Below are 21,046 nucleotides of genomic sequence, written 5' to 3' on the forward strand. Positions count from 1 at the left end.
AAAACGGCGCGACACCCCGAGGATGCCGCGCCGCGAAATCTAGCCTGTCGCGGGCCGCCCTCAAGAGGCGGCGTCGTAGGCCCGCTCGCCATGCACCGCGAGGTCGAGCCCCTCGGTCTCGATGTCGCGGCTGACCCTGAGCGGCGTCACGAGGCCCACCAGCTTGATCAGCACCACCGTCGCCACCACGGTCCAGATCCCGACCACGGCGAGACCGCCGAGCTGCGCCGCCCACGTGCCCGCGCCGAAGACCGCGATCATGATCGTGCCGAAGATGCCGCCCACGCCATGCACCGCGAAGACGTCGAGCGAGTCGTCGATCTTCAGCTTCACCCGGAACAGGTGCACCGCCTCCTGACACAGCACGCCCGCCACCGCGCCGATGATCAGCGCCTCGACGGGGCCGACGAAGCCCGAGGCCGGGGTGATCGAGGCGAGGCCCGCGATGGTGCCGGTGACGAGGCCCACGAGGGAGGCCTTGCCGAACTTGATCCGCTCCCACAGCGCCCAGGTGAGGGAGGCGGTCGCGGCCGAGAGGTGGGTGACGGTGATCGCCATCGCCGCGCCGCCATCGGCGGCGAGCTGGCTGCCGCCGTTGAAGCCGAACCAGCCGACCCAGAGCATCGCCGCGCCGATCATCACGTAGCCGGGGTTGTGCGGCGGGGTGGTGGTGTTGCGGCGCGGACCGAGAAACATCGCCAGCAGCAGCGCCGCGATGCCGGCGGTCTCGTGCACCACGATGCCGCCCGCGAAGTCGCGAACGCCGGTTTCGCCGAAGATGCCGCCATCGGCCAGCATGCCGCCGCCCCAGATCCAGTGCACCACCGGCGCGTAGACGATCAGCATCCACAGCGCCGAGAACAGCAGCACGAAGCCGAAGCCCGCGCGCTCGACATAAGCGCCGACGATCAGTGCCGGGGTGATGATCGCAAAGGTCATCTGGAAGGCGAAGAACAGGATCTCGGGCAGCGTGCCGGCGAGGCTGTCGGCATCGACGCCCGCGAGCAGCGCCTTGCCCAGCCCGCCCCAGAGGCCGCCCTCGCCCGGGCCGAAGGCGATCGAGTAGCCCAGCAGGAACCACAGCACGCTCATCAGACAGGCGATGGCGTAGCAATGCATGAACACGCTCAACACGTTGCGGGAGCGCACCAGCCCGCCATAGAACAGCGCCAGACCCGGCAGGGTCATGAACAGTACCAGCGCCGTGGCCGTGATGATCCAGGCCGTATCCGCTCCATTCATCTCGTAGGCTCCTTCCGCCAATCCGCGAGGGTTGAGGCGAGAAAGCCGATGGGATCGACCAAATAAACGGCGACGCCTCGTGACGCTGCGCGATCAGGGGGCAATTCGTTAACCGCACAATAAACGAGCGCAATGCGACCTTGCCTGCATGTTTGCGCGGCTCTCCCGAAACCCGGCAACTGCGCGAGATTCCCGTCGCGCGCCCGCCTGCGAGCCGCTAAGGGAGGCCGCATGAGCGATGCACCCCTCGAGATATTCCTGCAAGCCCCGCCGGGTCTGGAACAGCTGCTGGCCGACGAAGCGCGCGAGAAGGGCTTCGTCGATCCGGTCACGGTGCCGGGCGGGGTGACCACGCGCGGCGGCTGGGACGAGGTCTGGCGCGCCAATCTCGTGCTGCGGGGCGCGGGCCGGGTGACCGTCGGGATCGGCGGCTTCATGGCCTTTCACCTCGCCCAGCTCGACAAGCGGTCGCGCAAGTTTCCCTGGCAGGAGATTCTGCATCCCGGCGAGGCGGTGCGGGTCGACGCGGTCTGCCGTCGCTCCAAGATCTACCATGCCGGGGCCGCCAAGCAGCGTATCGAGGCGGCACTCGCAGATTTCGGCGCCCGCATCGTGGGGCCTGGGAGCGAAGACGAGGAAGAGACGGCCGAGGCGCCGCTCACCCTGCGGGTGCGGATCGAGGACAATGCGGTCGCCTTCTCGATCGACAGCTCCGGCGCGCCGCTGCACCGGCGCGGCACCAAGCAGTTCGTCGGCAAGGCGCCGATGCGCGAAACGCTGGCGGCGCTCATGCTGCGCGCCTGCGGCTATCGCGGCGACCAGCCGGTCTACGATCCGATGTGCGGCTCGGGCACCTTCGTGCTTGAGGCGGCGGCGATCGCCAGCGGTCAGCCAGCCGGGGCGGCGCGGAGCTTTGCCTTCGAACGGCTGGCGAGCTTCGATGCCCAGCGCTATGCCGCACTGCGCGACGCCCTGCCCGCCCCGGTATCGACCGAACTGCGGTTCGCCGGGTCGGACCGCGACGCGGGCGCGGTGGCTGGGGCCACCGCCAATGCCGAGCGCGCGGGGCTCGCCGAGAGCGTCACCTTCCGCCACGCGGCGGTGAGCGACGCCCGCCCCCCCGAAGGACCGCCTGGTCTTGTCATGGTCAACCCGCCCTATGGCGGTCGGATCGGCAACAAGAAGTTGCTCTACGCGTTGCACGGGGCGCTGGGCGAAACGCTGCGCCGCGAGTTTCGGGGCTGGCGGGTCGGGCTCGTCACCAGCGAGCCGGGACTGGCACGGGCCACCGGCCTGCCACTGAAGGCCTGGGGGCCGCCGATCCCGCATGGCGGGCTCAGGATCACGCTGTTCACCGCCCCGCCGCTGGGCTGAGCTACTCCGCCGCCGTGACGACCCGCGCCGGGTCGGCGGCGCGCCGCGCCGCGTGCAGCACCGCATCCGGCATCGCCGACAGGCACTCCGCCGGCCGACTCCCCGACAGATCCGGACAGGGCGTGCCGAGCCAAGCGACGATCTCCGTCTCGGACAGCCATGGCCGCAGCGCCGCGATCACCCCGTGCATCTGCGGCAAGGGCAGCCCCTCGGTATCGAACTGGCAAAGCGGGTAGAGCATGCGCTGCCCTTCCCGGCGGCCCACGATCCGGCCCGCCTCGCTCCAGGACTGCGCCAGCCGCCCACCAAGTGGCACCCAGCGCCGCAGCCTGTGCGCCACGCCCGCGGCGTCCACCATCTCGAGGCCGTCCGCATCCTCCACCATAGCCGCTTCCATGCCCAATCCTCCTCGCGCGGGAATTAGGGCGGCCTGGTCTCCCGAACAGGGACCTGACGCATAAAAAACAACCCTGCCGTGCGAAAGGCGGAGGCGGAGGCCAGATTCCGTCGTCGCTCCGGGCTTTGCGCCTCCGCACGGAAGGTGTTCAATGGTCGGGCCCGACCTGCCCCCTCCGAGGAGGATGCGATCATGGCCTCGATCCGGTCCCTGCTGGATCATCTTTCAGAAGATCGATTCCGCCGTGCCTTCGGCACCCGGCTGGAGGCGATCGCGACCGAGATCTTCACCGTGCTACGCTGGGGGCTGCTGGTCGGTTTGGCGCGATTGATCGCCATCGAGACCGAGCTCTTGGGGTTTCGGCTGTTGCACTGGGCGCTCTCGGCATTGCTCCTCGCCTATCTCGCCTCCGTCTTCCTGCTGCGCCCGGAGATCCCGCTCTTCGCGCGGACCGACACGCGTCGCAAGCGGCTGATCCAGACTGGCGTGAACTATGCCATCTGCATGGCCGCCTTCATGGCCGCCATGTTCGCGATCGATGCCCTCGCCGACGCCGCGGCGGGAATGCGGGTGGTCCGCAATCTGGGCCTCGGCGACGACTGAGCGCGCTTCACCTCTCCCGGCGGAGAGAGACGAGTTGTCAGATGCTGCGATCCGGCGCGTGCTGCCCCTCGTGGGCGGGATCGCTGTCATAGGGATGGACGATTCAGTAGGGCCCCATCATCTCGGGACCGGGAGGCGCACCGTCGCGCATCAAGGCCACGATCGGTCGATGAGGGTCCGCGTCCGAAGCCGGGATGTCGAGCTAATAGTCGTCGCGCCTCGGCGCTCGCTTGGGCATTTGGCGGTTGGGCCCCGCCCAAGCTAAGCCAAGTGGCCATCTATTGCCGTTTCGGCAACGACCTCCCCGGAATTCTGTTCTTTATTGGATCACCCGCGCCTTCGATAGTCCCGGCATGACGACAAGGAGCGACCAGCCATGGCCTATGTGATCGCGGATCCCTGCATCGACATAAAGGACGGCGCCTGCACCCTCGCCTGCCCGGCCGACTGCATCTACGAGGGCGGCCGGATGTTCTACATCCATCCCGAGGAATGCATCAATTGCGGCCTTTGCCTGTCGATCTGCCCGGTCGACGCGATCCATTACGACCAGGAGCTGCCCGACGAGGCGCGCCGTTTCGCGGCGATCAACCGCGAGTTCTTCGGCCCCGAGGTCACGGGTCTCGGCGATCCCGGCGGCTGGGACAAGTCGGTGTCGACCGAGGCCGACCACCCCCTCGTCGCCGCCTATCCCGAACCCGAACGCCGGATTGCCTGACATGCAGACGACCACTCCCCCCCTTCGCGGCGTCATCGCCGCGATCGCAACGGCCCTGAACGAAGGGGGCAGTCCCGACCATGCGGCGACGCTGCGCCACGCGCGCTGGCTAATTGAAAATGGATGCGACGGGCTCAACCTTCTCGGCACCACCGGAGAGGCCAGCTCGCTGCCCGCCTCGGCGCGGATGGAGTTGATGAGCGTCATGGCGCAGGGGATCGCGCCCGGCCGGATGATGGTTGGCACGGGCTGTCCCGACCTCGCCACCACCGTGGCCCTGACCCGCCACGCGGCGGAGCTGGGCTATGCCGGGGCACTGGTGCTGCCGCCCTATTACTACAAGGGCGTGGACGAGGCCGGGCTGTATTCCTTCTTCGAAGGGCTGGTCGAGGCCACCGCGGATCGGCCGATCCCGATCTATCTCTACAATTTCCCGCAGATGACCGGCCTGCGGTTCGAGATCGGCTTCGCCGCCTGGCTCAAGGCGCGCTTTCCAGACCGGATCGGGGGCGCCAAGGACAGCTCGGGCGATCTCGACTACGCCGCCGATCTCGCCCGCATCGACGGCTTCGACGTATTTCCGAGCGATGAGGCCGCGCTGGCGCAGGCGCCCAAGCACGGTTTCGCGGGCTGCATCTCGGCCACCGTCAATCTCACCGCGCCGCTGGCGCAGCGGCTTTGGGCCGATCCCCATGACGCCGCTCTCGCCGAGGAAGTCGGCCGGCGCCGCCGGGCCATCGCGGCCACGCCCCTGATCCCCAGCGTCAAGGCGCTGGTGGCGCGGCTGCACGACATGCCGGGCTATGCCCGCGTACTGCCGCCGCTCGCTCCCCTCACCGAGGACCAGGGACGGACCCTGCCCGCCCCCTTCGTGCTCGCCTCCGAGCCGGCCTGAGCGCCGGCCACCTCCAGACCAGACAGGACAGACCGGATGAAGATGAACGACGTGACCAAGCAGCACCGCAACCTGATCGCGGGCGAATGGGTCGAGGGCGCGGAGATCAACGAGAACCGCAACCCGGCCAACACCGACGAAATCGTGGGCCGCTATGCCCGCGCCTCGCGCGACGACGCCAAGCGCGCCATCGCGGCCGCCCGCGCCGCCTTTCCGGCATGGAGCAAGTCGGGCCCGCAGCAGCGCCACGACCTGCTGAAGAAGGTTTCCGACACCATCGCCGCGCGCGTGGACGAGTTGGGCGAACTGCTGGCCCGCGAGGAGGGCAAGACTTTCGCCGAGGCCAAGGGCGAGGTGATGCGCGCCTCCCAGGTCTTCGGCTTCTTCGCGGGCGAGACGCTGCGCCAGACCGGCGATGCGATCGACAGCGTGCGCCCCGGCGTCGAGGTCATGGTGCAGCGCGAGGCGCTGGGCGTGATCGGCCTGATCACCCCGTGGAACTTCCCCATCGCAATCCCGGCCTGGAAGATCGCCCCGGCGCTGGCCTATGGCAACTGCGTGGTTCTGAAACCTGCCGACCTCACGCCGGGCTGTGCCTGGGCGCTAGCCGAGATCCTGCACGAGGCCGGCGTACCCGAGGGCGTGTTCAACCTCGTCATGGGTCGTGGCTCCGAGGTCGGCGCCGAGATCCTCGAGAACCCGGAGATCGACGCGGTGAGCTTTACCGGCTCGGTCGAGACCGGGCGCATGGTCGCGGAGAAATGCGTGGCGCAAATGAAGAAGGTGCAGCTCGAGATGGGTGGCAAGAACCCCCTCGTGGTGCTCGATGATGCCGATCTCGACACGGCGGTGGACTGCGCGCTCAACGGCGCCTTTTTCTCGACCGGGCAGCGTTGCACCGCCTCGTCGCGGCTGATCGTGACCGAAGCCATCCATGACCGCTTCGTCGAAGCGCTGACCGAGAAGCTGCGCGCGCTCAAGGTCGGCGACCCGATGGACGGCGCGGTCCATATCGGTCCGGTGGTCGACGAAAACCAACTCGAACAGAACAAGCGTTACGTGAAGATCGGCCAGGAGGAAGGCGCCACGCTGGTCTGCGGCGGCGAGGTGATCGAAGGGCCGACCCCCGGGCACTTCATGACACCCGCTCTGTTCACGAACACCACCAACGAGATGCGCATCAACCGCGAGGAAATCTTCGGCCCCGTCGCCACGGTGATCAAGGTGGCCGATTACAACGAGGCGCTGCGCGTGGCCAACGACACCGATTTCGGCCTCTCCGCCGGGATCTGCACCACCAGCCTCGGCCACGCCGCGCATTTCCGCCGCAACGCCGAGGCCGGCATGGTGATGGTCAACCTGCCGACGGCAGGCGTCGATTACCACACCCCCTTCGGTGGGCGTAAAGGATCGAGCTATGGCCCGCGCGAGCAGGGGCAATACGCGCGCGAGTTCTACACCACGGTCAAGACCAGCTACATCAAGGCCTGACCGGAACGGCGTCACCCCCTCCTCCCGGTGGCCCCAGGCGCGCGTCCGCTCCCCCGCGGCGCGCGCCTTTTCGCATCGACCAGCGTGAAAAAGAAACCGCCGCGACCAGTCGATCGCGGCGGGTTGGTGGGTGTGCCGGGAATGTTTCCCCGGCTTGGCCTTCAGGCGGTTTCCAGGCCCGTCAACTTGCGCATCCAGGGGGTATCGCGCAGCTCGGCCAGCCCGTCGGAAAGCTGCTCGATCAGCGCCTCGGCGGCCTGCGTCAGCTTCCGCCGGCGCGGCACCAGCAGCCCCAGCTCCAGCCCGCCCAGCCGCGTGCCCTCGAGCGCCACGGCGACGATGCTTCCCTCGGACAGCTCGCGCACCATGCCGAGCGGCGTGTAGAAGGCGACGCCGTTGCCCTCGAGGATCAATGGCTTGAGCATCATCAGGTTGTTGGAGGCAGCGAGCACCCGGCCGGTGCGGTTCAGCACCGAGAGCTCCATCTCGATCAACGAGCGGATCGGTGCGGTATCGAGCTGCAGGAGCAGGTTGTAGCTGGCGCATTCGGCCAGCGTCACCGAGCCGCGCTTGGCCAGCGGATGATCCGCCGCGACCATCGCCATCAAAGGCATCGGGATGGGTGCGACGAATTCGGTGTCTTCGGGGCGCGCGAGGCTGAAGGTGATGCCGAGATCGGCTTCGCCCTCGGCGACCATGGTCGCCACGGCGCCATGCGCGCCGCTGCGGACCCGGAAATCGACCTTGGGGTGGGCACGATGAAACTGCCCGATCTGCTCCGGCAGGAAGCTCACCAGCAGGCTGTCGAGAGAGGCGATCGAAACGGTGCCGGTCTTTTCGCCGCGCAGCGCCCCAAGCTCTCCTTTCAGCACTTCGAAATCGTTGAGTGTCCGGTTCGCGTGGGCGAGCAGGATCTTCCCCGCCTGGGTCAGCCGCAGCCCGCCGGGCAGCCGCTCGAACAATGGCGTGCCGAGCTCATCCTCGACCTTCTGGATCTGTCGGCTGATCGCGGAGGAGGCGACATGCAGCTGCTCGGACGCCGCGCGGATCGATCCGGCACGGGCCACGACCGAGAAATAGCGCAGGAAGGCAGCATGCATGTCGTCGCTCCGACCGGGGTCAGGCGCCCTGCCAGAGCGGGGCCCGCTTTTCGAGAAAGGCGCGAACGCCTTCGTCAGCATCCGCGCTTTTGAGCGCCTTCACAACCGCAGGCAGCTTCATCGCCTGCGCCTCGGCGGGCGACAGGTGGCCGGTGCGGTTCACCACCTGCTTGATCGCGCGCAGCGACAGCGGCGCCGAGGCGGCAATGTCGTCGATCCAGCGATTGGTGACGGCGTCGAGTTCGCCCGCGCCCGCCACCTCGTTGACGAGGCCGAAGCGCTCCATGGTGGCGGCGTCGATGCGGCGCCCGCCCAGCATCACCCCCATGGCGAGGTTGTGCGGGATCTTGCGCTGCAGCATCACCATCCCGCCATCGAGCGGCATCCGCCCCACCCGCGCCTCGGGCAGGCCGAACTTCGCTGTCTCGGCGGCCACGACGATGTCCGCCCCCAGCACCATCTCGAAACCACCGCCCAGCGCGTAGCCATTGACCCGCGCGATCAGCGGCACGTCGAGCGAGCGGCGAAACGAGATGCCGCCAAAGCCGTTGGGGCGCGGCGCGGCCCAGTATTCAAGGCCTGAGAGCGACGAGTCCTTCATGTCGGCACCGACAGAGAAGGCCTTCTCCCCGGCCCCGGTGAGGACCGCGACGGAGATGTCGTCGCGTTCCTCGATGTCGCACCAGATCCGTTCCAGCGCCGCTTCGGTCTTCTGGTCGACTGCGTTCATCACCTCGGGCCGGTCGATGGTGACACGGGCGATGCGGTCGCGAACTTCGTAATGGACCGTCATGCCACCTGCGCCTTCTTCGGCGCGAGACCTTCGAGGATCTCGTCATTGTGCTCGCCAAGCTGCGGCGGGCCCTGACGGACGCTGAGCGGCGCGGCCGACATGTCGATCGGGCTGCCGACGAGGCGGATCTTGCCGGCCTTCGTTTCGCCCGCCTCGATCACCATGTTGTTCACGATCGTCTGCTCGTCATCGAGCGCCTCGGCCAAGGTGCGCACCGGGGCGCAGAGGATGTCGACCTCTTCGAGCCGCTTCAGCCAGTGCTCGCGGCTGTTCTTGGCAAACTCGCTTTTGAAGATCGCCTGAAGCTCCGAGCGATGCGCGGCCTGTGCGTCGAAGTCGCGGAAGCGGTCCTCTTTCGAGAGATCCTCGATGCCGAGCGCGGTACAGATGTCGCGCAGCGGGTTTTCCTTGAACGCGCCGACCATGACGAAGGGCTCGGTCGTGGTCTCGAACACGCCGGTGAGCGGGAACGCACCCCAGTTCAGATCACGGCCGCGCATCATGTGGGCCGCCGCCTCCTGCATCTGCATCGCCAGCATCGAGGAATAGAGGCTCACCGCCACCTGCTGACCCTCGCCGGTCTTCTGGCGCTGCAGGATCGCCAGCAGCACGCCTTGGACGAGGTGCATCCCGGCGGTGTAGTCGCACAGCGCGGTCGAGAAGATCGCACGCGGCAGCTCGGGGTCCGAGCGGCGCTCCATCACGCCGCTCATCGCCTGGGCGAGGATGTCCTGCCCGCCCTTGTGCTTGTTGGGGCCTTCGAGACCGAAGCCGGTACCCACGGCATAGATGATGCCGGGGTTGCGCTTCTTGAGGTCGGCGTAGCCCATGCCCATCCGTTCCATCACGCCGGGGCGGAAATTGTTGACCACGACATCGGCAGTGTCGATCAGCGTGAGCACCTGTTCGCGGGCCTCCTCCGACTTGAGGTTGAGCGCCAGGCTCTTCTTGTTGCGGTTCAGCGAGCAGAAGATCGGGTTGTTGAGCCCGTCCGGGTCGGCGCCCAACGACCAGCGCGACAGGTCGCCGATCTTCTCCTTTTCGACCTTGATCACCTCGGCGCCGTAATCGGCGAGCACCTGGGTGCAGGAGGGTCCGAGCATCACCTGGGTGAAATCGATCACCTTGATGCCATCGAGGGGGAGGGGTTGGGACATTATTCTGCGGCCTCCATGACGAGGGCGTTGGACGAGGGCACGTCGCCGGGATCGGCACCCTGCGCGCGCATCTGCTTCTGGATCGCGGAGACGTCGGCCTCGCGCACGGTGACGCCGGCATTGAGCGCGACGGTCGCGGCGACGCCCACGGCCTCGCCTTGCGCCATGCAGGGCGGGATCTCGCGGCTCTTCTTCTGAGCCTGCGGGGTGCAGGAATAGTGGCGACCCGCCACCAGCAGGTTGTCGACCTCCTTGGGCACAAGCGCGCCGTAGGGGGTGTAGTAGTCGCGGCCGCGGCAGACGGTGTCGGCGAAGTGGCGACGCTTCATCACGTCGTCCTTGGTGACGACGTATTCACCTTCGAGGAGCCGCGTGGTGCGCACACCGGTCTGTGGCGCGAAATCGACCACATGTGCCTTCTCGAAGCCCGGTAGGTTCTCGCGGGCGAAGGTCATGAGCTTCTCCATCCGCTTGCGGCCCTCGAACTCGGCCCCGGTGAGCCCCTCGACCGAGAGGCCGCTGTATTGCGGCATGTGCGGGCAGTTGAGCCAGATCACGCCTGGCAGCGGCGTCTTCAGCCACCAGTAGTTCCAGCAGCCGCCGATGATCCGCTTGGCCTCGTGGTCGAGGCGCTGGAATTCCTCGGGGTTGGCATATTGCCAGGCCTCGGCCTTGTCGGTATCGACATTGCCCCAGCGGGAGACGGTGGTGACGATGAAGCTCGCCTCCTGGAACTTGGCGCCGGCGCTTGCCGCAACGTCGAGATCGCCCGAGGCATCGATGATCACGTCGCCCATGATCGCCTGGCGGCCTTCCTTGGTCTCGCAGATCACGCCCTTGGCAACGCCGTCCTCGACAATCGCCTCGGAGAACCAGCTATGCAGCCGCAGCTTGACCTTGGCCTCCTCCATCAGGTCGTAGGAGACCTTCTTGTAGCCGTCGGGATCAAAAGCGGCGGCGAAGCAGACGGGGTGCGGCATAGACTGGGTGTGGAAGTCGAACATCCCCCAGCGCGAGTATTTCTTCCAGTTCTCCTGCGTCTCGCGGCGACCGGGCATCCGGTCCTCCTCGGGCGGCGTGTGGCACAGGCCGATCGAACGCATCCGCTCGATCATCTCCATGCAGATACCCTTCACCGTGATCTCGGTATCGTTGTGCATGTCGTCCAAGAGCAGAACCATGCCACCGGCGGCGAGGCCGCCGAGATAGGGGTAGCGCTCCAGCAGCGTGACCGAGGCGCCGTTGCGGGCGGCGGAGACGGCGGCCGAGATCCCGGCGGGCCCGCCGCCAACCACCACGACGTCGGAGCGGTCGACCACGGGAACGTCGCGCAGACTCTCCCTGAGGGTTTTGTTCAACATCTTGATTCTCCTAAATATCTTGTCGCGCGACGATCAATGGATGTCCGAGGATTTCCAGCGGATCAGCTTGGCTTCGGCAAAGCTCACCAGCGCGAACATCATGACGGCCAGGAGCGCTGCGGTGAAGACGGTGGCGTAAAGCAGCGGCGAGCGGAAATTGAAGGTCGCCTCGATGATCAGCGCGCCCAAGCCGTAGTTGGAGCCGATCCACTCCGCCACGATGGCGCCGATGACGCAGGTGGTGGAAGCGATCTTGAGCGCCGCGAAGAGGAAGGGCAGCGAGCTCTGCAGGCGGACCTTCCAGAAGATCTCCCAGTTCGAGGCCGACAGCACGCGCATCAGATCGAGCGTGGCCGGCGACACCGCCTTGAGACCGCGCACCATGTTCACCAACGTCGGGAAGAAGCAGATCAGGCCCGCGATGATGATCTTGGGGGCGAAACCGTTGCCGAAGATCAGCACGAGGACCGGGGCCAGCGCGATGATCGGGATGGTGTTGATGAACACCGCGATCGGAAAGAAGGCGCGTTCGGCGGTGGAGTTGTGCACGAACCAGACCGCGAGCAGGATCGCCACGAGGTTGCCCGCGACGAAGCCCAGCGCCGCCTCGAGGAAGGTCGGCCAGAAATTGAGCCACAGCGTGCCAGCATTGTCCTGGAACGCGCCGAGGACGGCGACCGGGCTCGGGGCCATGTATTCGGGCACTTCGAAGAACCACACCACCCCCTGCCACAGGAGCAGCAGACCGGCGACGGCCGCGAGTGCCGGCCCGCGATCGATCGCCGCGTCGAGCGCCCGGCTCATCCGCGGCGCGGGCACCGGCATCGGGATTTGGCTTGCCTCGGCCATGTCAGCATTCCTCCAGGAGCTTGCGCAGATGCGCGGTGATCTGGACGAATTCCAGCGTGTCGCGATCCGCCAGCCGCCGCTCGGGGGGCAGCTCGACCTTCATGAATTCCTTCACCCGGCCCGGATGGGCGGCGAGCATCAGCACGTATTGACCGAGGAAGGCCGCCTCGGGGATCGAATGGGTGACGAAGAGGATCGTGGTCCCGGTCTCGCGCCAGATCCTGAGCACCTCCTCGTTGAGCTTGTCGCGGGTGATCTCGTCGAGCGCGCCGAAGGGTTCGTCCATCAGCAGGATCTTCGGCTTGGTCACCAGCGCCCGGGCAATGGCGACGCGCTGGCGCATGCCCCCCGAAAGCTCATGCGGCAACGCGTTCTCGCGTCCCTTGAGGCCCACCAGCTCCAGCAGGTCGCGCGGGTCGGCATGGGCGTCGCCGCCGCCGCCCACCTCGAGCGGGAGTTGCACGTTCTCCAGCGCGGTGCGCCACGGCAGCAGCGTCGCGTCCTGGAACACGTAGGAGAAGTTGCGGTCGGCGCGTGCGTCGCGGGGGGACTGGCCCTGCACGTCGATGACGCCGCGCGCTGCCGGCACCAGGTCGGCGATGGCCCGCATCAGGGTCGACTTGCCGCAGCCCGACGGGCCGAGGATGGTCACGAATGCGCCTTGCGGGATCTCGACCGAGACATCCTTGAGCGCGACGACCGTGCCCTCGGCGAAAGTGACGTCGAGATGGTCGACCCGTATCGCGCCCGGATCGGGTGTGGCAGCGGGATTTCCCGCTGCCGTATGCTGTTCCACCGCGACCATTACGAGACCTCGCGGCGCGCATCCGCTGTCATCTCGAGGATCTCGAGCGTCATCACCTCGTCGACCGTCGGCGCGTCACCGTCGAACTGGCCCAGATCGGCATAGGCGGCGATCTGCGTCTCCCAGTTCTCGCGGTTCATCGTGCCCCAGCCGCTCTCGGCGGTGGCGTCGGTGAAGACGAATTCGAGCACCTTCTCGACCGCCCGCAGCTCGGCCGCGCGGTCCATGTTCGGATAGGCCGCGACCAACAGGTCGACCGCCTCCTCCGGGTTCTCGCGCACATAGTGCCAGCCGCGCGCCGTGGCCCGTGTGAAGCCCGCCAGCGACTCGGCCTCCTCGGCGATGGTCTCGTCGGTGGCGTAGTAGACGGTGGCGTAGAGTTGGATGCCGGTGTCCCACAGCATCAGGTCGACCCGATCCTCACCCAGCACGTCGACCGCCGCGACGTTGGTCAGCCAGCCGGTCACGGCCGAGGCCTGTCCGGTCATCAGCTGGTTCATGTCCGAACCCATGTTGACGATCTCGACCTGATCCTCGGGGATGTCGTTGGCCGCCAGAAGCGCCTTGAGCAGGATATGCGCGGTGGGCTGCGTGGCGATGGTCTTGCCGATCATGTCCTGCGGCGTGCGGATCGGATCACCGGGCAGCGAGAAATAGGTGAAAGGGTGCTTCTGGTAGCCGGCGGCGAAGGCCTTGATCGGGATGCCGGCGGCGCGGGCCAGCATGACCGACGGGCTCGACGAGATCTGCCCCACCTCGGCACGGCCCGCCGCGACGGAGCCGACGCCATCCACGTTCGGACCGCCGGGCGTGATCTTCAGCTCGAGCCCCTCGGCCTCGTAGAAGCCCTTGGCTTGGGCCACCACCTCGCCCAGAAGGCCATTGGAGGCGAGCCAGCCCAACTGCATCTCGACCGTCTTGAGCCCGGCGGCGTTGGCGGCGCCGACCCCGACCATGGCGGGAACTCCGGCGGCCATCGCCGCGCCCCCGGAATACCGCAGGAACTGGCGCTTGGTGATCTTGGTGTTCGGCACTGTTCTCGTCTCCCTGTTGCGACGCGCGACATCCCTCCCGACATCGCCTGTCACCGGGATACTGCGGAACCGCCCCGTTCCAAGAAAGAACAAATTTTCGGAGCAACTGATCTAATTTCGGCAATACCACTCAGGGACGATCACGCTTGGCATTGCCGCTTGGTCCGGCATTCGCCCCATGTCTCGGCGACGCAAGGAGCCACATCCCGGACCCTCCAGACCGCTCGGGCGGCGCAACATTGATGCGCGGCTTCGAAACGGCCTCGACTGGCCGCGATGGGCGGGATGCCGCTCATGCACGGCGGGGGCGGGCTCGGCTCGGCTCGTCGCCGGCGATGGAAACGGCAGGAATTCGGTGGCGGATCGGCGCCGAGGCACTAGGATCAGGCTCCGGAGGCTCCCTTGACGCGTCGAAGCGGATTGCGGAACGCTCGAACCGGTGCGAATGGCAGCGAGGCCGCGCGTGCCGCGCCGACAGGACGAATTCAGACGACGGCGACGCCGCAAACCCGGATGCGCCGAAGCGCGGCCCCGCCAGATGCCCCGATAACCGAACAGGCAGCCCTCATGAAATTCCGCTTTCCCATCGTCATCATCGACGAAGACTTCCGGTCCGAGAATTCGTCGGGGCTGGGCATCCGCGCGCTGGCCCAGGCCATCGAGAGCGAGGGCTTCGAGGTGCTGGGCGTGACCAGCTATGGCGACCTGTCGCAGTTCGCGCAGCAGCAGTCGCGGGCCAGCGCCTTCATCCTGTCGATCGATGACGAGGAGTTCAGCCCCGGCCCCGATCTCGACCCGGCGGTGCTGAACCTGCGCAGCTTCATCGAAGAGGTGCGCTGGAAGAACGCCGACGTGCCGATCTATGTCTATGGCGAGACCAAGACCAGCCGTCACCTGCCCAACGACATCCTGCGCGAGCTGCACGGCTTCATCCACATGTTCGAGGACACGCCCGAATTCGTGGCCCGGCACATCATCCGCGAGGCGCGCAGCTATCTCGAGGGCATCCAGCCGCCCTTCTTCAAAGCGCTGCTCGATTATGCCGAGGACGGCTCCTACTCGTGGCACTGCCCCGGCCATTCGGGCGGCGTGGCCTTCCTCAAGAGCCCGATCGGCCAGATGTACCACCAGTTCTATGGCGAGAACATGCTGCGCGCCGACGTGTGCAACTCGGTCGAGGAGCTGGGCCAGCTATTGGACCACAACGGCGCGATCGGCGCCTCGGAGCGCAACGCGGCGCGGATCTTCAACGCCGATCACTGCTTCTTCGTGACCAACGGCACCTCCACCTCCAACAAGATGGTCTGGCATCACACGGTGGCGCCGGGCGACGTGGTCGTGGTCGACCGCAACTGCCACAAGTCGATCCTGCACAGCATCATCATGACCGGCGCGATCCCGGTCTTCCTCAAGCCGACGCGCAACCATTACGGCATCATCGGCCCGATCCATCAGTCCGAGTTCACGGTCGACGCGATCAAGGCCAAGATCCGCGCCAACCCGCTGCTCGAAGGGGTGGACGCAGAGACCGTCAAGCCGCGCATCATGACCTTGACCCAATCGACCTATGACGGCGTGCTCTACAACACCGAGACCATCAAGTCGCGCCTCGACGGCTATGTGGACAACCTGCATTTCGACGAGGCCTGGCTGCCGCACGCCGCCTTCCACCCCTTCTATGGCGACTTCCACTCGATGGGGCGCAAGCGTGCCCGGCCGATGCATTCGGTGACCTACGCCACCCAGTCGATCCACAAGCTACTGGCCGGCATCTCACAGGCCAGCCACGTGCTGGTGCAGGATTCGCAGGACACCCGGCTCGACCGGCACCTGTTCAACGAATCCTACCTGATGCACAGCTCGACCAGCCCGCAATACTCGATCATCGCCAGCTGCGACGTGGCCGCGGCGATGATGGAGCCGCCGGGCGGCACCGCCCTGGTCGAAGAGAGCATCGCCGAGGCGCTCGATTTCCGTCGGGCCATGCGCAAGGTCGACGAGGAGTTCGGCGAGGAGGACTGGTGGTTCGAGGTCTGGGGCCCCGAGGAGCTTGCCGAGGAAGGCATCGGGGAGCCCGTGTCCTGGGTGCTGAAGAAGACCGACCATGACGGCATGCAGTCGTCGGGCGAAGACAGCTGGCACGGCTTCGGGGACATGGCGCCGGGCTTCAACATGCTCGACCCGATCAAGGCGACGATCATCACCCCCGGCCTCAATCTCGACGGCCGCTTCGAGGAGGCCGGCATTCCGGCCTCGATCGTTACCAAGTACCTCGCCGAGCACGGCGTCGTGGTCGAGAAGACCGGCCTCTACAGCTTCTTCATCATGTTCACCATCGGCATCACCAAGGGCCGCTGGAACACCCTCCTGACCGCGCTGCAGCAGTTCAAGGACGACCACGCCCGGAACCAGCCGATGTGGCGCATCATGCCCGAGTTCTGCGCCAAGCATCCGCGCTACGAGTCGATGGGCCTGCGGGATCTGTGCGAGCACGTGCACAGCCTCTATGCCAAGTACGACGTCGCCGTGCTGACCACCGATATCTATCTGAGCGACCACACCCCGGCCATGCGGCCCAGCGACGCCTTCGCCCATATCGCGCAGCGCACCACCCAGCGCGTGCCGATCGACGATCTCGAGGGCCGGATCACCACCAGCCTGGTGACCCCCTACCCGCCGGGCATCCCGCTGCTCATTCCCGGCGAGGTGTTCAATCGCAAGATCGTCGAGTACCTCAAGTTCAACCGCGAATTCGCGCGCGAATGCCCGGGTTTCGAGACCGACATCCATGGTCTGGTGCAAGAGAAGGGTGAGGATGGCGTGACCCGGTACTACGCCGACTGCGTCGCCGTCTGAACGCGCATTGCGCCGCCCCCACCCGCAGGGCGGCGGCGCAACATTCCTGCCACCCGGACAACTGCGGAACAGCAGTCAGAGACATGCGTCGAAAGGCCGACCTCCCCCAGAAGACCTGCGTCGCCTGCGGGCGGCCATTCGCCTGGCGTAAGAAGTGGTCCGCCTGTTGGGACGAGGTCCGCTACTGCTCCGAACGCTGCCGCCGCGAGAAGCGGCGACGCAAGGATGGCGATCCCTCGGGGCAGGCCTCGGGTGCGAGGCGGATGTGACGGGAAGCCCTAGGCTGGGCCTCTAGTCGATCATCGCGATGCCTCGCCGCCCTCAATGCCAGTCGACCGGCGCCGCGAAGACGTAACCGGCCCCGTAGACCGTGCGGATCAGCTTGGGATTGCGGGGGTCGTCGCCCAGCTTCTTGCGCAGGCGCGAAACCCGGACGTCGACGCTGCGGTCAAACTGCCCCCCGGCGTCGGCGAACAGCTGCTCGACGAGCCAATCGCGGCTAACCACCCTCCCCCGAGTGCGTAGAAACAGCTCCAGCAGGTCGGCATCGGCGCGCGACAGGGTGATCGCCGCACCTTCCGGATCGGTGAGTTCGAGCTTGGTGGCGTCGAAGCCCCAATCGCCGAAACGCGCCCGGCACGGCACCTCGGTCGCGGGCGCGACTGGGGGTGCCGCGCGTGCCATCCGGCGCAGCACGCTGCGGATCCGTGCAACCAGTTCGATCGGGTCGGCGGGCTTGGCGAGGTAGTCGTCGGCCCCCTGCGACAGCCCCTCGATCCGGTCGTCGAGACTGCTGCGCCCACTCACCACCACGGTGGGAATGCCGCGCGCGGCGAGATCGTCGCGCAGGAATTCGAGCCCATCGCCGTCCGGCAGGCCGAGGTCGAGCACGCAGAGGTCGGGGGCCGCGGTCTCGAGCGCGGTGCGTACCGCCCGGATCGACCGAAACGACCGCGCGGTCATGCCGGCGCGTTCGATTTCTCGCTGGAACAGCGCTGCGAGGTCGCGATCGTCTTCGAGGATGAAGATGGTCTCGCTCATGCCAAGCCTCCGCCTTGGATCGCTGCCGCGATGGTCTCGGCATCGACCGGTTTGCGCAGCAGCCGCACGCTGTCGCGCAGCCGGCTTTCGATCCGGTTGCGGCCGTAGCCGGTGATCAACACCACCGGCAGCCCTGCATCGCGGCCACGAACCCGGCGGGCGAGCTCGATCCCGTCCATCCCCGGCATCGAGACGTCCGAGACCAGCGCGCCGATCCCCGGCACCGCGGCGATCAGCTCCAGCGCCTCGGCGGCGCCCTCGGCTTCGAGGACCTGCGCCCCGATCGCCACGAGATTGCGGCTGAGCGTGGCGCGTACATCCGCATCGTCATCGACCAGCAGCACCAGCCGCCCGTCGAGCCTTGCCGCGGTCGCCGAGGGCTGAGTCTGGCGTGCCTCGGCCCCTTCGGGCGCGGCTGGCAGCGTCAGGACAAAGCACGTGCCGCGTCCCGGCGCGCTGTCGACCGCAATGCGGCCGCCCGAATCTGCGACGAAATTCTGCACCATGGTCAGGCCAAGCCCGGTGCCGCCCCGCCCGGCCTTCGTCGAGTAGAATGGCTCGAAAAGTCGCGCCTGGGTTTCGGCGTCCATGCCGGTGCCGTCATCCTCGACCCGGATCTCGATCTCGCCTGTGGCGGTGGCAATGCTCGACAGCCGGATCGTGCCGCCCCCGGCGCAGGCATCGGCGGCGTTGATCACCAGGTTGATCAGGCTGGTCTCGAGCAGCGCCGGGTCGGCATGGGCGGCGGCTGTGGCGCCGGGGGCCACGTCGAGCACGATCCCGTCGCCGAGGCTCGGCCGCACCAGCTCGGAAACGCCCTGCAGCGTCTCCGGGATCGTCACCGCGACCGGCGACAGCGGTTGGCGCCGGGCCACCGACAGCAATCGCCGCATCAGCTCGGCGCCGCGGCGGCCGGCGCGGATCGCCGGGTCGAGCATCTCGGCGGCGAGTGCCTCGTCGCCGATCCGATCGCGCATCGGGGCGAGATTGCCCAGAATGATGGTCAACAGGTTGTTGAAGTCATGCGCGATCCCCGACGAGAGCTGCCCCAGCATCTCCATCTTCTGCGCCTGCATCAGCGCCGCCGCTGCGGCCTTCTCGCGGGTGACGTTGACGGTGAGAAGATAGAAGCCGAGCACCGTACCGTCATGCGCCCGATCCGGACGCAGCAGGGTGCGGGTCTCCAGCGTCCGGCCGTCCGGAAAGGTGATCGGGATGTCGAAGGCCAGCGCCTCACCCTTCGCGCCGCGGTCGAAATAGGTGCCGACGCGGGCCATGGTGTCGGGTGTCAGCACCTCGGCATCGCGGCGGCCGATCACCTGCGCCGGGTCGAGGCCGTAGGCCTGCGCGAAGCGTCGGTTGGCAAAGCGGAACACCGCGTCGCGATCGAGATAGGCGATCCCCGCCGGCACTTCGTTGGCGATCACCCGCACCCGTTCGTCCGAGCGGCGCAGCTGCTCGGTGCGGCGCAGGATCCGTCGCTCGAGATCGAGCTCGCGGCGGCGCTGGGCCGTGATGTCGGTGTAGAGCGTCGCGAAACCACCGCCGGGCAGCGGCCAGCCCGACACCTGCAGGACAACGCCGTTGGGCCGGACCCGCTCGAGGCTGTGCGCCTCGAAGCGGCGGGCGGCCGCGACGCGCTCGGCCACCAGCGTGTCGAGATCGCCAGCGCCGTATTCGCCACGCTCCGCGTTCCAGCGCACCAGATCCTCGAACCGGGCCCCGGGCTGGCCGAACCGCTCCGGCATCTGCATCAGTTCGAGAAACCGGTCATTGGCGAAGATCAGCGTCAGATCGCTGTCGAACAGGGTGATCGCCTGATCGATGCGGTTCAACCCGGTCATCAGCGTCCCGAGAATATCGGTCTGCACGCGGTGGTCCCCCCCCTTTGGTGCCGCCCGGCCTCCCCTGCCGGTAGCGGGCGCAGACTGGCCGCTCGTTACAAATCCCGCAACCGGCAACATTCTCGTAACAATCGCCCGACAGCTTGCCGGCGAGGATATGGGAGGTCCGCAGGCAGGATGGCGAAGTTCTACGACGCACTCGAAGCGCGCGATCAGCAGGAGCGGGAGGCGGCGCAGTTCGCCGCGCTACGCGAGGTTCTTGGCCATGCGAAGGCCACGGCACCCTATTGGCGCGAGGCGCTGGCCCAGTTTGATTGCGACGCCGTCGTCACCGACCGCGCCGCGCTGGCCCGCCTGCCGGTGCTGCGCAAGTCCGAGCTGCCCGAGCGGCAAGAGCGGACCCCGCCATTCGGCGGGCTGGCGACGCGACCGGCCAGTGGCTTCCGTCGGGTCTACCTGTCGCCCGGCCCGATCGCGGAGCCAGAGACCGACGCGCCGCACTGGCATTTCGAGCGGGCGCTACACGCGGCCGGCATCGGGGCGGAGGACGTGGTGGCGAACTGCTTTGCCTACCACATGACGCCGGCCGGGATCATGTTCGACCACGCCTGCGCCGGGGTCGGCGCGACGGTGTTTCCCGCCGGGATCGGCAACACCGATCAGCAGGTCGAGGCGATCGAGCGGCTCGGCATCACCGCCTATATCGGCACCCCCGACTTCCTGCGCACCATCCTCGAGAAGGCCGATGCCAAGGGCGTGGACACGGGCGCGGTGAAGAAGGCGCTGGTCACCGGCGGCCCGCTGTTCCCGGCCCTGCGCGACTGGTACGCGGCCCGCGGCATCGAGGTGCGCCAGTGCTACGGCACCGCCGAGCTCGGGCTGATCGCTTACGAGACCACGCCGGGCGACGGGCTGGTGACGTCGGAGCAGGCGATCGTCGAGATTGTCCGCCCCGGCACCGGCGATCCGGTGGCCGAGGGCGAGGTCGGCGAGGTTGTCGTCACCACCTTCAACCCCGCCTATCCGCTGATCCGGCTTGCGACCGGCGATTTGTCCGCGATCATGCCAGGCCAGAGTCCCTGCGGCCGGACCGCGCCGCGGCTGCGCGGCTGGATGGGGCGCGCCGACCAGACCACCAAGGTGCGCGGCATGTTCGTCCACCCGGCGCAGGTGGCGCGGACCGTGAAACCCTATCCCGAGATCGGCCGCGCCCGCCTCGTGGTGCGCGAGACCGAGGGGCGCGACTCGCTCACCCTCGAGGTGGAAAGCGCCCAGCAGGGCGACGGGCTGGCGCAACGCCTCGGCGAGGCGCTGCGGGCGGAATGCCGGCTGCGCGGCGAGGTGGTCTTCCACCCGCCGGGCAGCCTGCCGAACGACGGCAAGGTGATCGACGACCAGCGCGACATCGCGGTCTGAACGCCGGCCGCACGACATGCAATGACGGGGCACGCCAGCTGGGGAGAGCCGGCGCCCCCGCCTAGGGAGG

19 protein-coding genes are annotated in these 21,046 nt (G+C 67.6%); 8 read left to right on the plus strand and 11 right to left on the minus strand.

The genetic code is table 11. From position 1 onward, the window contains the following. Positions 1–60: 60 nt before the first annotated feature. Entirely contained in the window at positions 61–1,242 is a 1,182-nt protein-coding gene (locus T8T21_RS09890; protein ID WP_322335464.1) for an ammonium transporter, read from the minus strand. Positions 1,243–1,473: 231 nt separating this feature from the next. On the opposite strand from T8T21_RS09890, the gene T8T21_RS09895 reads away from it, so the two are divergent. After that, positions 1,474–2,616, plus strand: a complete 1,143-nt coding sequence (locus T8T21_RS09895; RefSeq protein ID WP_322335465.1) for a THUMP domain-containing class I SAM-dependent RNA methyltransferase — start codon at positions 1,474–1,476, stop codon at positions 2,614–2,616. 1 nt (position 2,617) lies between these two features. Here T8T21_RS09895 and T8T21_RS09900 read toward each other — a convergent pair whose 3' ends face one another. Next, positions 2,618–3,013, minus strand: coding sequence for a hypothetical protein (locus tag T8T21_RS09900; RefSeq protein ID WP_322335466.1), 396 nt, complete (start codon positions 3,011–3,013; stop codon positions 2,618–2,620). A 192-nt stretch (positions 3,014–3,205) separates the two neighbouring features. Between T8T21_RS09900 and T8T21_RS09905 the strand changes: the two genes are divergently transcribed. The 4 genes from T8T21_RS09905 (at position 3,206) to T8T21_RS09920 (ending at position 6,720) form a co-directional block, all read left to right on the plus strand. After that, positions 3,206–3,616 carry a hypothetical protein gene (locus tag T8T21_RS09905; RefSeq protein ID WP_322335467.1) on the plus strand — a complete coding sequence of 137 codons (411 nt, stop codon included), beginning with the start codon at positions 3,206–3,208 and terminating at the stop codon, positions 3,614–3,616. A 376-nt stretch (positions 3,617–3,992) separates the two neighbouring features. After that, positions 3,993–4,334: a ferredoxin gene (gene fdxA / locus T8T21_RS09910; protein WP_322335468.1), complete on the plus strand. Its 342-nt coding sequence runs from the start codon at positions 3,993–3,995 to the stop codon at positions 4,332–4,334. Position 4,335: 1 nt separating this feature from the next. Then, positions 4,336–5,229: a dihydrodipicolinate synthase family protein gene (locus tag T8T21_RS09915; RefSeq protein WP_322335469.1), complete on the plus strand. Its 894-nt coding sequence runs from the start codon at positions 4,336–4,338 to the stop codon at positions 5,227–5,229. 36 nt (positions 5,230–5,265) lie between these two features. Then, positions 5,266–6,720 carry an aldehyde dehydrogenase family protein gene (locus tag T8T21_RS09920; protein ID WP_322335470.1) on the plus strand — a complete coding sequence of 485 codons (1,455 nt, stop codon included), beginning with the start codon at positions 5,266–5,268 and terminating at the stop codon, positions 6,718–6,720. Between the two features lie 161 nt (positions 6,721–6,881). Here T8T21_RS09920 and T8T21_RS09925 read toward each other — a convergent pair whose 3' ends face one another. From T8T21_RS09925 to T8T21_RS09955, 7 genes are read right to left on the minus strand one after another with little or no spacing between them, the layout of a single operon-like run. Next, positions 6,882–7,820, minus strand: a complete 939-nt coding sequence (locus T8T21_RS09925) for a LysR family transcriptional regulator (protein WP_322335471.1) — start codon at positions 7,818–7,820, stop codon at positions 6,882–6,884. 19 nt (positions 7,821–7,839) lie between these two features. Next, the gene (locus tag T8T21_RS09930; protein ID WP_322335472.1) at positions 7,840–8,613 is read right to left on the minus strand and encodes an enoyl-CoA hydratase-related protein; all 774 of its coding nucleotides are present in this window, start codon (positions 8,611–8,613) and stop codon (positions 7,840–7,842) included. After that, positions 8,610–9,770 carry a CaiB/BaiF CoA transferase family protein gene (locus T8T21_RS09935; RefSeq protein ID WP_322335473.1) on the minus strand — a complete coding sequence of 387 codons (1,161 nt, stop codon included), beginning with the start codon at positions 9,768–9,770 and terminating at the stop codon, positions 8,610–8,612. Before T8T21_RS09935 ends, T8T21_RS09930 begins: the two co-directional genes overlap by 4 nt. Continuing rightward, positions 9,770–11,131, minus strand: coding sequence for an FAD-dependent oxidoreductase (locus T8T21_RS09940; protein WP_322335474.1), 1,362 nt, complete (start codon positions 11,129–11,131; stop codon positions 9,770–9,772). The genes T8T21_RS09935 and T8T21_RS09940 overlap by 1 nt, the downstream gene beginning before the upstream one ends. Positions 11,132–11,164: 33 nt before the next feature. Further along, a complete protein-coding gene (locus tag T8T21_RS09945) occupies positions 11,165–11,980 on the minus strand; it encodes an ABC transporter permease (protein ID WP_322335475.1) in 816 nt (271 codons plus the stop codon). 1 nt (position 11,981) lies between these two features. Beyond that, positions 11,982–12,785: an ABC transporter ATP-binding protein gene (locus T8T21_RS09950; RefSeq protein WP_322335476.1), complete on the minus strand. Its 804-nt coding sequence runs from the start codon at positions 12,783–12,785 to the stop codon at positions 11,982–11,984. Next, positions 12,785–13,819, minus strand: a complete 1,035-nt coding sequence (locus tag T8T21_RS09955; RefSeq protein ID WP_322335477.1) for an ABC transporter substrate-binding protein — start codon at positions 13,817–13,819, stop codon at positions 12,785–12,787. Before T8T21_RS09955 ends, T8T21_RS09950 begins: the two co-directional genes overlap by 1 nt. A 567-nt stretch (positions 13,820–14,386) precedes the next feature. Here T8T21_RS09955 and T8T21_RS09960 point away from each other — a divergent pair. Together T8T21_RS09960 and T8T21_RS09965 are read left to right on the plus strand one after the other, a co-directional pair. After that, complete coding sequence (locus tag T8T21_RS09960) at positions 14,387–16,675, plus strand: arginine/lysine/ornithine decarboxylase (protein ID WP_183473223.1); 2,289 nt, start codon at positions 14,387–14,389, stop codon at positions 16,673–16,675. An 83-nt stretch (positions 16,676–16,758) separates the two neighbouring features. Continuing rightward, positions 16,759–16,944, plus strand: a complete 186-nt coding sequence (locus tag T8T21_RS09965) for a DUF2256 domain-containing protein (RefSeq protein ID WP_322335478.1) — start codon at positions 16,759–16,761, stop codon at positions 16,942–16,944. A 52-nt stretch (positions 16,945–16,996) separates the two neighbouring features. Here T8T21_RS09965 and T8T21_RS09970 read toward each other — a convergent pair whose 3' ends face one another. Then, complete coding sequence (locus T8T21_RS09970; RefSeq protein WP_322335479.1) at positions 16,997–17,716, minus strand: response regulator transcription factor; 720 nt, start codon at positions 17,714–17,716, stop codon at positions 16,997–16,999. Then, positions 17,713–19,587: a hybrid sensor histidine kinase/response regulator gene (locus tag T8T21_RS09975; protein WP_322335480.1), complete on the minus strand. Its 1,875-nt coding sequence runs from the start codon at positions 19,585–19,587 to the stop codon at positions 17,713–17,715. The genes T8T21_RS09970 and T8T21_RS09975 overlap by 4 nt, the downstream gene beginning before the upstream one ends. Before the next feature lie 150 nt (positions 19,588–19,737). Between T8T21_RS09975 and T8T21_RS09980 the strand changes: the two genes are divergently transcribed. Beyond that, positions 19,738–20,976, plus strand: coding sequence for a phenylacetate--CoA ligase family protein (locus T8T21_RS09980; RefSeq protein ID WP_322335481.1), 1,239 nt, complete (start codon positions 19,738–19,740; stop codon positions 20,974–20,976). Positions 20,977–21,046 lie beyond the last annotated feature (70 nt).

This window comes from Limimaricola variabilis (assembly GCF_034371605.1).
Lineage (GTDB): Bacteria > Pseudomonadota > Alphaproteobacteria > Rhodobacterales > Rhodobacteraceae > Limimaricola > Limimaricola variabilis.

Bases quoted from the DNA above. Each gene is read 5' to 3' on its own strand.
- T8T21_RS09890 (WP_322335464.1), bottom strand. From the start codon at position 1,242: ATGAATGGAGCGGATACGGCCTGGATCATCACGGCCACGGCGCTGGTA.
- T8T21_RS09895 (WP_322335465.1), top strand. From the start codon at position 1,474: ATGAGCGATGCACCCCTCGAGATATTCCTGCAAGCCCCGCCGGGTCTG.
- T8T21_RS09900 (WP_322335466.1), bottom strand. From the start codon at position 3,013: ATGGAAGCGGCTATGGTGGAGGATGCGGACGGCCTCGAGATGGTGGAC.
- T8T21_RS09905 (WP_322335467.1), top strand. From the start codon at position 3,206: ATGGCCTCGATCCGGTCCCTGCTGGATCATCTTTCAGAAGATCGATTC.
- fdxA (WP_322335468.1), top strand. From the start codon at position 3,993: ATGGCCTATGTGATCGCGGATCCCTGCATCGACATAAAGGACGGCGCC.
- T8T21_RS09915 (WP_322335469.1), top strand. From the start codon at position 4,336: ATGCAGACGACCACTCCCCCCCTTCGCGGCGTCATCGCCGCGATCGCA.
- T8T21_RS09920 (WP_322335470.1), top strand. From the start codon at position 5,266: ATGAAGATGAACGACGTGACCAAGCAGCACCGCAACCTGATCGCGGGC.
- T8T21_RS09925 (WP_322335471.1), bottom strand. From the start codon at position 7,820: ATGCATGCTGCCTTCCTGCGCTATTTCTCGGTCGTGGCCCGTGCCGGA.
- T8T21_RS09930 (WP_322335472.1), bottom strand. From the start codon at position 8,613: ATGACGGTCCATTACGAAGTTCGCGACCGCATCGCCCGTGTCACCATC.
- T8T21_RS09935 (WP_322335473.1), bottom strand. From the start codon at position 9,770: ATGTCCCAACCCCTCCCCCTCGATGGCATCAAGGTGATCGATTTCACC.
- T8T21_RS09940 (WP_322335474.1), bottom strand. From the start codon at position 11,131: ATGTTGAACAAAACCCTCAGGGAGAGTCTGCGCGACGTTCCCGTGGTC.
- T8T21_RS09945 (WP_322335475.1), bottom strand. From the start codon at position 11,980: ATGGCCGAGGCAAGCCAAATCCCGATGCCGGTGCCCGCGCCGCGGATG.
- T8T21_RS09950 (WP_322335476.1), bottom strand. From the start codon at position 12,785: ATGGTCGCGGTGGAACAGCATACGGCAGCGGGAAATCCCGCTGCCACA.
- T8T21_RS09960 (WP_183473223.1), top strand. From the start codon at position 14,387: ATGAAATTCCGCTTTCCCATCGTCATCATCGACGAAGACTTCCGGTCC.
- T8T21_RS09965 (WP_322335478.1), top strand. From the start codon at position 16,759: ATGCGTCGAAAGGCCGACCTCCCCCAGAAGACCTGCGTCGCCTGCGGG.
- T8T21_RS09970 (WP_322335479.1), bottom strand. From the start codon at position 17,716: ATGAGCGAGACCATCTTCATCCTCGAAGACGATCGCGACCTCGCAGCG.
- T8T21_RS09980 (WP_322335481.1), top strand. From the start codon at position 19,738: ATGGCGAAGTTCTACGACGCACTCGAAGCGCGCGATCAGCAGGAGCGG.